The 12,394-nt window shown below is 69.6% G+C and carries 9 protein-coding genes; 3 read left to right on the top strand and 6 right to left on the bottom strand.

Annotated features, from left to right (window positions below):
* The first annotated feature begins 373 nt into the window (after window positions 1-373).
* Together V1460_RS16885 and V1460_RS16880 are read left to right on the top strand one after the other, a co-directional pair.
* Window positions 374-799 (top strand): MBL fold metallo-hydrolase, encoded by a 426-nt coding sequence (locus tag V1460_RS16885; RefSeq protein ID WP_338674521.1) that lies wholly within the window; start codon window positions 374-376, stop codon window positions 797-799.
* Entirely contained in the window at window positions 753-1,415 is a 663-nt protein-coding gene (locus V1460_RS16880) for an alkyl sulfatase dimerization domain-containing protein (protein WP_338674520.1), read from the top strand. Before V1460_RS16885 ends, V1460_RS16880 begins: the two co-directional genes overlap by 47 nt.
* Window positions 1,416-1,455: 40 nt before the next feature.
* Here V1460_RS16880 and V1460_RS16875 read toward each other — a convergent pair whose 3' ends face one another.
* The 6 genes from V1460_RS16875 to V1460_RS16850 are packed head-to-tail and all read right to left on the bottom strand — an operon-like array spanning window position 1,456 to window position 11,062.
* Entirely contained in the window at window positions 1,456-4,473 is a 3,018-nt protein-coding gene (locus V1460_RS16875) for a glycoside hydrolase family 38 C-terminal domain-containing protein (RefSeq protein WP_338674519.1), read from the bottom strand.
* 28 nt (window positions 4,474-4,501) lie between these two features.
* A complete protein-coding gene (locus tag V1460_RS16870) occupies window positions 4,502-6,541 on the bottom strand; it encodes an endo-beta-N-acetylglucosaminidase (protein ID WP_338674518.1) in 2,040 nt (679 codons plus the stop codon).
* A 55-nt stretch (window positions 6,542-6,596) separates the two neighbouring features.
* Window positions 6,597-7,829: a glycosyl hydrolase gene (locus tag V1460_RS16865; protein WP_338674517.1), complete on the bottom strand. Its 1,233-nt coding sequence runs from the start codon at window positions 7,827-7,829 to the stop codon at window positions 6,597-6,599.
* A 48-nt stretch (window positions 7,830-7,877) separates the two neighbouring features.
* Window positions 7,878-8,780, bottom strand: a complete 903-nt coding sequence (locus V1460_RS16860) for a carbohydrate ABC transporter permease (RefSeq protein WP_338674516.1) — start codon at window positions 8,778-8,780, stop codon at window positions 7,878-7,880.
* Complete coding sequence (locus tag V1460_RS16855; protein WP_338674515.1) at window positions 8,777-9,775, bottom strand: sugar ABC transporter permease; 999 nt, start codon at window positions 9,773-9,775, stop codon at window positions 8,777-8,779. Before V1460_RS16855 ends, V1460_RS16860 begins: the two co-directional genes overlap by 4 nt.
* 6 nt (window positions 9,776-9,781) lie before the next feature.
* Window positions 9,782-11,062, bottom strand: a complete 1,281-nt coding sequence (locus tag V1460_RS16850) for a sugar ABC transporter substrate-binding protein (protein WP_338674514.1) — start codon at window positions 11,060-11,062, stop codon at window positions 9,782-9,784.
* A 228-nt stretch (window positions 11,063-11,290) separates the two neighbouring features.
* Here V1460_RS16850 and V1460_RS16845 point away from each other — a divergent pair, with 228 nt between their 5' ends.
* Window positions 11,291-12,343, top strand: a complete 1,053-nt coding sequence (locus V1460_RS16845) for a LacI family DNA-binding transcriptional regulator (RefSeq protein ID WP_338674513.1) — start codon at window positions 11,291-11,293, stop codon at window positions 12,341-12,343.
* Window positions 12,344-12,394 lie beyond the last annotated feature (51 nt).

Here is a 12,394-nt window from a genome sequence, read left to right as displayed (position 1 = left end):
GACCCCGCGCAACAGGGGCCGATCGGTCCGGAGCACACCTGGATGCCCAACGCGCGTGGTGTCCTGCTCCGCTGACCGTGCGTAAGACGGGTGAACCGGTGACGACGCACCCCGTACCGGCGACCTGCGGAGGGGACGCGCTCCTACCATGCGCGTATGAAGCACCCCGGCCACTCCGACGCCCGCGGGCCGTCCGCCGCCGACCGTGACTTCGTAGCCGCCCCGCCCTCCGCACGGATCACCAGCGAGGACGGGCACGTCATCTGGGACTGCGGAGCATACGGCTTCCTCGAGAACCCCGACTGCCCGGACACCGTGCATCCCGGCCTGTGGCGGCAGAGCCGACTGTGCGGCGAGGCAGGGGCTCTACGAAGTGACCGAGGGCGTCTACCAGGTCCGCAACCTCGATCTGTCCAACATGACCCTCATCGAGGGCACCGACGGTGTGATCGTCGTCGACCCGCTCATCTCCGCCGAGACCGCCGCGGCCGCGCTCTCCCTGTACCGCGTCCATCGAGGCGACCGTCCCGTCACCGCCCTGATCTACACCCACACGGACCACTTCGGCGGCGCCGGCGGCGTGCTGCCCGACGGGGCGGGGGACGTTCCGGTGTTCGCCCCCCAGGGATTCACCGAGCACTTGGTCAGTGAGAACGTCTACGCGGGCCACCGCCATGGCCCGCCGTGCCGCCTACATGTAGGGCGTCCTGCTCGACGAGTCCCCCACGGGGCGGGTCGGCTGTGGACTGGGGATGTCCGTTTCCAACGGCACCGTCACCCTCATTCAGCCCACGCGTGACGTCACCCGAACCGGTCAGGAGGAGACCGTCGACGGCGTGAGGTTCGTGTTCCAGCTCACGCCGGACACCGAGGCCCCGGCGGAGATGAACTTCCTCCTGCCGGAGCGGCGCGCGCTGTGCATGGCCGAGAACGCCACCCACACCATGCACAACGTGCTCACCCTGCGCGGCGCCGAGATCCGCGACGCGCGCCTCTGGGCCCGCTACCTCGACGAGGCACTGAACCTGTTCGCCCCGGAGGCGGACGTCGCCTTCGCCTCCCACCACTGGCCCACCGGGGAGACCGATGCCATCGCCGAGTTCCTCACGGCCCAACGGGACCTGTATGCCTATCTGCACGACCAGACGCTACGTCTGACCAACAAAGGGCTGACCGGTACCGAGATCGCCGAGCACGTACGGCTGCCGCCCTCGCTCGAAGCCAACTGGTCCCAGCGCGGCTACTACGGGTCGGTGAGCCACAACGTCAAAGCGATCTACCAGCGCTACATGGGCTGGTACGACGGCAACCCCGCACATCTGTGGGAACACCCTCCCGTCGAGCTCGCCCGCCGCTACGTCGCCGACTACGGCGGCCTGCCCGGGACGGGGACAGCCGACGACGGCTCCCGGTGAGGGTGCATCGGGCTTCCGCCGTTCGAAACGGGCGCCCCGGTCAGACACGCCGCAGCCGGAGCGTCACCAGTTCGAAGGGGCGCAACCGGAGGCTGATGCGGTTGCCGTCCCTGCTCGGGGCCGCCTCACCGTGGAGCGGGCGCTCCAGCAGGTCGACGACCGCAACGGACGCCACGTCGAAGCCGGCCGTCAGGGTGGCCCGGGTACGACCGCCGTGCGCCTCGTGGCACCGGACGACCACGTCTCCCGTGCCGTCGTCGGCGAGTTTGACGGCGGTCACGACCACCGCGTCCTCATCGACGCCGATCAGCGGCGCGACCTCACGGGCGCCGGTGAGCCGGCGCTGCGGAAGGTTGATGCGCCAGCCCTCGCGCACCGCGTCTGCGATCCCCCCACCGGCGACCATCGCGTGCCGGAACCGGTGGACGTCCTGGTCGGTCTCGGGGTCCGGGAAGCGCGGAGCACGCAGCAGTGAGACGCGCACGACGGTGGTCGTCCCGCCGTCCTCGTCGCGCACGGTCCGGGTCACGTCGTGGCCGTAGGTCGTGTCGTTCACCAGGGCAACCCCCCAGCCGGGCTCCTCGATGTGCACGAAACGGTGGTTGCACGCCTCGAACTTGGCAGCGTCCCACGACGTGTTGGTGTGGGTGGGGCGGTAGAAGTGCCCGAACTGGGTTTCGGAAGCATACCGTTCGGCGTGCACGTCGAGAGGGAAGGCGAGCTTCAGGAACTTCTCGGTCTCGTGCCAATCCACCTCCGTGTCGATGTCCAGGCGTGGCGCGTCAGGCGCGAGCGACAGCACCTGGACGACCTTCGACGCGCCGAAGGACCGGACGATCCGGACCGATACGCCGTCCTCCCCGGGTACCACGTCGTCGACGTCGACCAGGTCCGTGACGGTGTTGCGGTAGAACTCGTCGACGTCCCAGGCGTCCCACATGTTCGGGAAGTCGGGGTGGATCTGGAGCAGGTTCGCGGCGCTTCCCGGTGCCACTGCCTCACGCTCGGCCGTGAGGTCGTACGCGGAGACGACGAGCCCGCGGCCGTCCACCTCGACGCGCAGCCGCCCGTTGTCCAGGACGTAGCCGCCCTGCGCCCGGGAGGCAAGCGCGACCTCACCGGCGCTCCGGGGCGTGCCGGCTCCGCCCGCCGGCACGCCGTCCCGGGTGTGCGGCGTCGAATTGAACAGCAGCCTGGTCGTGCCCTCCCCGGCGAGCGAGCGCTGCGCGTTCTCGATGATCTCGCCGAGTTCCTCGGCCACACGGCGATAGGTGGCGCGTGCCTCCCGGTGCACCCAGGCGATCGACGATCCGGGCAGGATGTCGTGGAACTGGTGGAGCAGCACCGTCTTCCAGATGCGGTCCAGGTCCTCGTGCGGATAGGGCAGTCCGGTCCGCACGGCCGCGGTGGCAGCCCACAGTTCCGCCTCGCGCAAGAGGTGTTCGCTGCGTCGGTTCCCCTGTTTGGTACCGGCCTGGCTGGTGAGCGTCGCGCGGTGGAGTTCCAGGTACAGTTCGCCGACCCATACGGGGGCGTCGGGGTATTCGGCGGCGGCCTTGGTGAAGAACTCCCGGGGTGTCTCCCACACCACGGTCGCGGAGCCCTCGAGGTCGCGGAGCCGGGCGGCCTTGGCCACCATCTCACGGGTGGTGCCGCCGCCTCCGTCGCCCCAGCCGGTGGGTGCGAGGGAGCGGCGGGCGACCCCCTTGTCCTTGAAGTTGGCCGCCGCGTGGGCGATCTCGCTGCCCTTCATGGAGCAGTTGTAGGTGTCGACGGGCGGGAAGTGCGTGAAGATCCGGGTGCCGTCGATGCCCTCCCACTGGAAGGTGTGGTGCGGGAACTTGTTGATCTGCGACCAGGAGATCTTCTGGGTGAGCAGCCACTTGGAGCCCGCCGCCTTGATGATCTGCGGGAGCCCGGCGGCGAAGCCGAAGGTGTCGGGCAGCCAGGCCTCGTCGCTCTCGATCCCGAATTCGTCGAGGAAGAAGCGTTTTCCGTACACGAACTGACGGGCCATCGCCTCCGAACCGGGCATGTTGGTGTCCGCCTCGACCCACATGCCGCCGGCCGGCACGAAGCGCCCTTCGGCCACGGCCTCCTTCACACGTGCCCACACCTCGGGCCGGTGTTCCTTCACCCAGGCCCACTGCTGTGCCTGGGACATGGCGAAGACGAAGTCCGGTTCGTCCTCCAGGAGTGCGGTCATGTTGGACGTGGTCCGGGCCACCTTGCGCACGGTCTCGCGCAGCGGCCACAGCCAGGCGGAGTCGATGTGCGCGTGGCCGACGGCGCTGATGCGGTGCGCCGAGGCCGCGGCGGGAGCGGACAGGACCTCTGTGAGACGCTCCCTCGCCGCGTCGGCGGTGCCGCCGATGTCTTGGAGGTCCAGCGCGTCCAGGGCGCGTACCACCGCGCGCAGGACGTCGAAGCGCCTCGCGGACTCCACGGGGAGCTCGGCCATCAGCTCGCCGAGGACTTCCAGGTCCATGACGAGCTGCCACACGGTCTCGTCGAAAACGGCGAGGTCCATGCGTTCCAGCCGGTACTGCGGCTCGCTTCCGGCGGTCTCCCTGTCACCGAGCTGCGTGGGCAGGAACGGGTGGTAGTCGAGGATGACGGGGTTGGAGGCGGCCTCGATGTGCAGCCGGACCTCCTCACCGCCCTCTACGGGGGCACCGATGCGGACCCACTGGTTGCGCGGATTGAGACCCTTCACCGGGGTGCCGTCGGGACGGTAGACCAGACCCTCGCACTGGAAACCCGGCATGTTCTCGTCGAAGCCGAGGTCGAGCAGCGCTTCGACGGTGCGGCCGGCCCAGGCCGGGGGCACGGTGCCGGTGATGCGGAACCAACTGGTGCCCCACGGAGCGCCCCAGCGCGTTCCCGTCTCGATCGGTTCCACGTCGGCCGCGAGTCCCTCGGCCACCGCGACCGGCTCGCCGGGGGCGTGCCAGACGGCCACGTCGAGCGGCACGGACTCGGGGTACACGGCGGGGCGAATGCGCTCCTCCAGGACGCGCTTGAGGCGGGCTTCGACCAGGATGCGGTCGTCATGCATTGGAGTGCTCCGTGGGGTGAGGGTCCGGCTACCAGGTGTGGGTGGTCGTGAGCGGTGTCGAGACGGTGAACAGCTCCCCCACGGCGCGCAGTTCGAACCGCGCATCCCGCTCGCCCTGTGCGGGGGCGAGACCGGCTGCGTAGAAGGCGCACTGGCAGGTGCCGCCGAGGAAGCGGCGGGTGCCGTCGGGGAGAACGCGGTGGAGTTCGTAGTGTCGTACGGGGTCGGGCGCCGCCTGCCAGGCGAAGCGAAGACTGCCCTCATCGGCGTCGGTGACGCGCAGGTCGGTCGGCTCCGACGGGGTCACCGCCTTGTCGCGGACGGCGAGCTTCCCCAGGCGCCAGCGCACGGTGCCGGTGCCGGTCAGTCGGACGCCCAGCGCGTGGACGGTGCCGGACAGAGCGCCGAGTGACACGGTGGAGGTCTGCCAGCCGTCTCCGGGCCGCACCTGCACCGGCAGGTGGACGTACGGGGGCGCGCCTCCCGCGGAATCGGGCTCGGCGGTGGCAACGGCCAGTTCCACGGTGACGCTGCCCGCATCCGCCCGGTGGGTCAGCTCGACCACGGGGTCCGTGCAGAGGGGCAGCCGGGTGGCGTAGAGGTCCAGCGTGGCCGGGGCGTCCAGGGCGCCGTCGACCAGGACGCTGCTGCCGCCGCGCCAGGCGTCCGCGAAGTCGAAGGTGACGTCCGGGCGTCGACCGGTGGTGTGCACGACCCAGCGGCGGGACGGCAACCGGTCCTGGAGCCCGAGGTGGTTCCAGCCGGCTTCCGATGTGGCCTCGCCGTTCTCGTACCACTTCAGACCGTGTCCGGTGTTGAACGAAGAGGCGAAGGGGACGGAGGCCACGGTGGACCGGTCGGCGACGATGAGGGCGGGGGCCCGCCAGGATGCGCCGGTGTCCGGCCGGGAGGGGTCGAGGGAGGACCCGGTCCAGAACAGGTCGTCGGCGGCGTGGAAGTCGCCGGGCGTGCGGCTCGCCGGGAGGTGGTTGCGGGTCCACTCGGGACGGTAGAGGCCGACGGAGACCGTGTGCGCCGCGTCGGTCGGGACGATCGCGTCCCAGTTCACGAACGCTCCGGTGCCGCGTGCCTCGACGTCGATGCCCGCCCACAACTCGTAGCGGCTGCGCCCGAGCTCTTCGGCTCTCGTCCCCGATGCCGCCAGAGTGCCGCCGGACCATCGGAAGTCGACGAACATCGAATCGGCGTCCTGGAAGAACCCCTCGTTCTGCTCGTTCAGGGCGCCCTGCCAGCTCACCGATCCGTTCGCCGTCATCGCGTCGTACCAGGTGACCCGCTTGCCCCGGGCGGCGCCGAGGTTCTTGAGCTCGTGCAGGAAGCCGAGCATGTCGGCGGCGAGGGCGGCATCACCACCGCCGGTCTCGGCATTGACGAACCACCCGTCGAAGCCGTACGCCTCGGCGACGGCGACCAGTTGCGCGGCGAGCGGATAGCGTCCACCGGAGTCCTTCTGCACCAGGTCACGGGTCCACTGGAGCTGCCCGCCGTAGAGGGTGGGTGGCAGGAAGACGTTGCCGAGGACGGGGACCCCGTGACGGTGGGCCGCGTCGACCACGGGCGCATTGGGCGCGAGGATCAGCCCCTCGCCTGACGAACCTCCCCAGAAGACGAGTTCGTCGATGTACGCCCAGTGGGTCAGGGCGTAGTAGTCGGCGGTCGCCGAGCCCTGTGAGGGATTGCCCGCCGTGGGGGCGAAGGACACCAGCGACTGGATGCGGGCCCGGCCGGAGCGGGCGGTGGTGTTCGCGGGGGTCGGGGTGAAGCGCGCGGCGAGCGGCACGGACGCCGCGTTGAAAGCCAGATCCGCGTCGCTGTCGGCGCGCCACTCCTTCAGGCTGCGCCAGGTGATGCCGGTGCCGGGGCTGCCCGAGGGCAGGGAGTCGGGGTACCAGTAGGAGGCGTAGGGCTGGAGGCCCCCGGTCGCTGCGGTACCGGAGGCCGCCGCGGATGTGCGGGGTGCGGCGGACGCCGTACCGGACAGCCCCGGAGCCAGACCCGCAGCGGTGCTCGCCGCAGCGATCAGGACCGTGCGTCTGCTGAGGTTCACTGAGTGCTCCGTGTGGTGAGGGGACGGATTGTGGTGCGTGCGGTGGTACCGGCCGTCATCTCAGGACCTGATCGGGTGTGAGCACCTCGGTGATACCGCGTGCGGCGAGGTGGTCGGGGTCGGTGGCGCGGTCCACCAGCACGGTGGTGGGTCGGGCACCGTCAGCCGTCAGCCGGGCGAAGGCTTCGAACACGAGCCCGCCCGGAGCGCACGCCGAACGTCCCGACGTGGTGTCGACGACCAGGGCCGTGGTCCGGGTGGCGGGAGCCATGGGCCTGAACTGCTCGATGATCCGGGCGACGCTCTCCCCGGCGGGCTTGGTACGCCGGTCGTTGGTCAGCAGGCCCAAGCTGTACTCCAGTTCGGGGAAATCGGCCAGGTCGCGGCTGACGTCGTGCGAGCACCACCAGGTGATGCCCCACACCTCCGGGCAGTCGAGGACGCTCGCGATGGTGGCTTCGGTGAAGGCGGCGGCGTGCTCGGCGGGGATGAACGGGGCGGGCGCGCCGACCTCCTGGAGCCAGACCGGGCGGTGTGGGTCGTCGGCCCAGGCCTTGGACAGCTCGACGAGGTACGCGGCGTGGTGCTCGGTTGGGACACCGGTGCGGCCGTAGCGCTGGGCGGTTCCGTTGAAGACCCAGGAGTGGACGGCGGTCGCGCCGCCGAGCCGCGCCGAGTGCTCGGGGGCGAAGGGCTGGTCGTCCTGGTACCAGGCGGCGTCGTACGAGGCGTGCAGGTGGAGTCTGCCGGGGGCGCCGTCCTCGCAGGCGGCAAGCAGGCGGACGAGCCAGCGGGAGGCTTCCTCGGGGGTGATCCGGTCCGGGTCGGGGTGCGGTCCGGAAGCGAACTGGTTGACTTCGTTCCCGATCGTCATTCCGATGAAGTTCGGGCGGTCGGCCAGCGCGCCCGCCAGTCGGCGCAGGTACTCCGCCTGGGCGTCGACGACGTCCGGATCGGTGAAGATGTTCCGGCGGTGCCAGGTCTGCGTCCAGGCAGGCAGGAAGTCGAAGCTGGACAGGTGCCCCTGCAGTCCGTCCACGTTGACGTCGAGTCCGCGCTCGGCCGCTGCGTCGGCGAGCGCGACGAGCTGTTCGACGGCGCGCGGCCGGATGAGCGTCCGGTTGGGCTGGAAGAGCGGCCACAGCGGGAAGACGCGGATGTGGTCGAGGCCCAGGGCCGCGATGGAGTCGAGGTCGACGCGGACGGAGTCGAGGTCGAAGTCGAGCCAGTGGTGGAACCACCCCTCGCTGGGGGTGTAGTTGACGCCGAAGCGCACAGCAGAGGGCATGCCGGGAGTCCTCGCGGGTCAGGTAGGGCCGGATGGCGGGATGGCGGGTCAGCCCTTGACGGCGCCTTCGCCGACACCCCGGAAGAAGTAGCGTTGGAGGAGGGCGAAGAGCGCCATCAGAGGTGCCACGGCGATCATGGTGCCCGCGGCGACCAGTCTTTCGTCGTTGGCGAAGGTGCCGTGCAGGTAGTTGAGCCCGATGGTCAGCGTGAACTTCGACGGGTCGCTGAGGACGATCAGCGGCCACAGGAAGTCGTCCCAGGCGCCCATGAAGGCGAAGATCGCCACCACGGCGAGGGTGCCCTTCACGGACGGCAGCGCGATCCGAAGGAAACGCTGCCAGACGTTCGCGCCGTCGACGAACGCGGCCTCCTCTATCTCATACGGGACGTTGAGGAAGGCGTTGCGCATCAGCAGCACGTTCATCGCGGCGACGCAGGCGGGCAACAGCACGCCGATCAGCGTATTGTTGAGGCCGAGGTCGCGCATGGTGGTGAACTGGGCGATGATGATGCTCTCCACGGGCACCAGCATCGCCAACACGAACACCAGGGTGGCGGCCCGCCGGCCGGTGTAGCGCAGCCGGGCCAGAGCGTAGCCGGCGAGCGCGGATCCGACGCAGTTGGTCACGACGTTGGCGGTGGCGACCGTGAGCGAGTTGAGTGCGTAGTCCCATACGGGGATCGTCTCGCTGACGCGCTGGTAGTTGTGCAGGGTCGGTTCGCTCGGCAGGAGCGAGGGCGGAGAGCTGAAGATGTTCTCGTGCGGGCCCTTGAGGGATGTGGACAGCTGCCACAGGAAGGGTCCGACGGTGAGCGCGAGGACGGCCAGCAGCAGCGAGTAGCGCAGGGCGAGTTCCCACATGCCGATGCGTCGTCCGTGTTCGTCCCGGATCCTCGGCTCCCGGGCGGCGAGCGTCCCGCCCCACGGGGTCTCTTCGGTGGCGCTCACACCTCGTCCTTCCGGTCCGCACGCAGCACCAGCAGCATCAGGACGACGGTGACGAGGAAGACGACGACAGAGATGGCAGAGGCGTACCCGACCCGCCCGGTCAAGCCGGTGCCGGCGCGTTGCACCAGCATCACGAGGGTGGTGTCCTCGCCGGCCGGGCCGCCGTCGGGGCCCGCCATGAGGTAGACCTCGGAGAACACCTTGAAGGCGGCGACCGAGGACAGTGCGGCGACCAGCACCATCGTGGAACGGACGGCGGGCACGGTCACGGCGAGGAAGCGGCGAACAGCCCCCGCGCCGTCCACCCGCGCGGCTTCGTGCAGTTCACGAGGCACGTTCGCCAACGCCGCGAGGTAAATGATCATGTAGTAGCCGAGTCCTTTCCAGACGGTCACGGCCATGGCGCTCATCAGGAGCAGCCACTGGTCGCTGAGGAAGCCGACCTCGCCGACCCCGACGGCCTCCAGCACCGCGTTGACCAGGCCGCGTTCGTCCAGGAGCCACACCCAGATCAGGCCGACCACGACGATGGAGGCGACCACGGGTGTGTAGAAGGCCGAACGGAAGAACGCGACACCGGGGATGTTCTTCTGCACGAGCAGGGCCAGCAGCAGGGGCAGCAGCACCAGCGCGGGAACGACCCCGAGGACGTACAACGTGCTGTTGCGCAGTCCGATCCAGAACATCTCGTCGTCCAGGAGTTCCCGGAAGTTGGCGAGCCCGACGAAGGTGCCGGGACTCAGCGTCCGGCGGTCGGTGAAGGCGTTCACCACGGTGGACACGAACGGCTGGAGGACGAAGACGCTGACGACCAGCAGGCCGGGTGCCGCGAACAACCACGGGCTCAGCCGTCGCTGGCGACGCACTCGGGAGACGTGGCGCCGGGCCCGGGGGCGCGGCGTCGCCCCGGCGCCCGGTCGACGCGGAGCGGGGCCGGGACGCCGCTCCCCCGCGGCGGGGCGCGGCACCCGTTCGGTGCCGGAGGGGCTCGCCATGGCGGGTCAGCCCTGCTGCTTCAGCAGCCGGTCACAGATTCCGACAGCGTTGTCAAGCGCGGTTTCGGGGGTCTCCTTGCCCTGCATCGCCTTGGTGACCTCGTTGCGCAGCGCCGTCTTCATCTGCTCGCTGAACAGGACGGGCGTGTAGTTGGCGGCGTTCTTGAGGGACTTGGCGGCGGCGACACGCACCCGCGTCTCGTCGGTGCCGTCCTCCTGGGTGAAGTACGGGTCGTCCAGCGACCCGGCGGTGCTCGGGAAGATGGCGACCTTCTTGGCGAATGCCATCTGGTTCCGCGCGTCGGTGACGTGGCGGGCGAAGGCGACCGCGGCCGGGGCGTGCTTGGTGCGCGCGTTGACCATGACGCCCATGACGTACATGTTCACCTTGCCGGTGCTGGTGATCTGATCCGTGATGCCGATGTTCTCGTACAGGCTCGGCGCTTGCTCCTTGAACTTGCCGAGGTCCAGGGCGCTACCCGGGTTCATCGCGACGGCGCCGGTGAGGAACTTCTTGCCCGCCGACTCGGACGTCGCGGTCATCGCCTGCGAGTCGAGGGCCTTCGCGTCGTACAGCTCCTTGTACTTGGTCAACAGCGCGACGCCCTTGGTGTCGTTGAAGGTGAAGCCGGTGCCCTCCTCGTTCATGAGCGGGACGCCGTAACGGCCGAAGTCTTCGATGGCGGGGACGTTGGCGAGGGTGGCGACCTTTCCGTTGCTCTTCTCGGCCAGCTGCCGGGCCACGGTGAAGAGCTCGTCGTACGTCGTGGGCGGCTTGGTGGCGTCGAGGCCGGCCTGCTTGAACAACGCCTTGTTGTAGAAGAGCGGGCCGGTGTTGAGGTACCAGGGGAACGCGTACGTACCGGACATGCCCGGGACCCGGTGGCTCGCCCAGGCGCCTTCGAGGTAGTCCTTCTTGTACTGCGAGGCGGACGCGTCGAGGTCGAGCGCGAGGCCGGCCTTGGCGAGCGGCGCGACGAGGTCGGGCGAGACGTTGACGACGTCGGGCAGCGTGCCGCCGGCCGCATCGGCGCTGATCTTGTCGGCGTAGCCTTCGGCGGGCTGGTCGATCCACTTCACGTGCGTGCCGGGGTGCTTCTTCTCGAAGTCGGCGATCACACCTTCGAAGAACGGCTTGAAGTTGGCCCGAAGGTTCCAGGTCTGAAAGGTGATGTCGCCCTCGATCTTGCCGGAGGCGTCCGTCGAGCTGTCCTGACCCGGGCCACAGGCGGTCAGCGGCAGGACGAGGGCGACGGCGGCGAGCAGTGCTCTGCGGGGTATGGACACGGCGAAACGGCTCCCTTGCAGTGACGGCTGATGGGTGCAGGTGGTGGCGCAGCGACCTTGCCCACCACGTTTCGGAAAGTCAATGCATTGACGACAACTAAATGAGCTGGCGTGACATTAGCCCAGGTCAAGCGCGGCTGACCAGACACTTGCAGCATCTCACTAATGCGCTTTAGGATCCCTCACTCAAGCGCATTAGTGAGCTACCGGGAAGAAGGAGGGGGTGCAGTGCCAGCGAAGCGGTCACCCGCGCGCCGACCGACGATGAAGGACATCGCACTACGCGCCGGGGTATCCGAGAGCGCGGTCTCCTTCGCACTCAACGACCGGCCCGGGGTCTCCGACGTCACACGCGACAAGGTGCGCCGGGTCGCCGAGCAGCTGGGCTGGCGCCCCAGCACCGCAGCGCGCCAGCTGTCCGGTGAAGGGGCTGCCACGGTCGGCTTGGTGCTGGCGCGCCCGGCTGACACCCTGGGTGTGGACTCCTTCTACCTGCAGCTCATCTCCGGCATCCAGGAAGTGCTGGCGGAGCGCCAACTCGGCCTGCTCTTCCAGGTGGTCGAGGACGTGGCGGCCGAATGCGCCGTCTACCGGCGGTGGTGGGCCGAGCACCGTGTGGACGGGGTGCTGATGGTCGACCCGCGTGTCGAGGATCCCCGCCCGGACGTCCTTGACGAGTTGAGCCTGCCCGCCGTGATCATCGGAGGGGCGCCGGACCCCGGGCATCCGGGGCTGTCCACCGTATGGGCGGACGACGCGGCCGCGATGGCCGCGGCCGTGGAGAAGCTGTACGCGCTCGGGCACCGCCGGATCGTGCACATCGCCGGGCTGCCGGGCCTCGCCCACACCGAGCACCGCATCCGCACGTTGCGCGCGGAGGCCGAACGCCGAGGTCTGGTCGACGTCCGCTCGGTGACCACGGACTACTCCGACGCGGAGGGCGCCGCGGTCACCCGACGCGTGCTGCGGAGCGACCACCCGCCCACCTGCCTCGTCTACGACAACGACGTCATGGCGGTCGCCGGAGTGGCAGCCGCGGGCGACCTGGGCTTCTCCGTACCCGACGAGGTGTCGGTGGTCGCCTGGGAGGACTCCGCTTTGTGCCGGATGGTCAAACCCTGGCTGTCGGCACTCTCCCGCGACACGGTGGAGTTCGGCCGTACGGCCGCGCGCGAGCTGACCTCGCTGCTGGACGGAGGGCCGGCGCGGACGGTGCAGGTGCCCGTTCCGCGTCTGATCGAACGCGACAGTACCGGACCGTGCGGGGCGCGAGCCGGCTGACCCCGTCACCGAGGACCACCCGGCGCACGAACTCGGAAGAGCACGTGCAGC

Origin of the sequence: Streptomyces sp. SCSIO 30461 (genome assembly GCF_037023745.1) — a bacterium.
Lineage (GTDB): Bacteria > Actinomycetota > Actinomycetes > Streptomycetales > Streptomycetaceae > Streptomyces.
This window is presented reverse-complemented; position numbering and strand designations above follow the sequence as displayed.

Coding starts and splice junctions, on each gene's coding strand:
- V1460_RS16855 (WP_338674515.1), bottom strand. CDS start 9,775: ATGGCGAGCCCCTCCGGCACCGAACGGGTGCCGCGCCCCGCCGCGGGG.
- V1460_RS16865 (WP_338674517.1), bottom strand. CDS start 7,829: ATGCCCTCTGCTGTGCGCTTCGGCGTCAACTACACCCCCAGCGAGGGG.
- V1460_RS16875 (WP_338674519.1), bottom strand. CDS start 4,473: ATGCATGACGACCGCATCCTGGTCGAAGCCCGCCTCAAGCGCGTCCTG.
- V1460_RS16880 (WP_338674520.1), top strand. CDS start 753: ATGTCCGTTTCCAACGGCACCGTCACCCTCATTCAGCCCACGCGTGAC.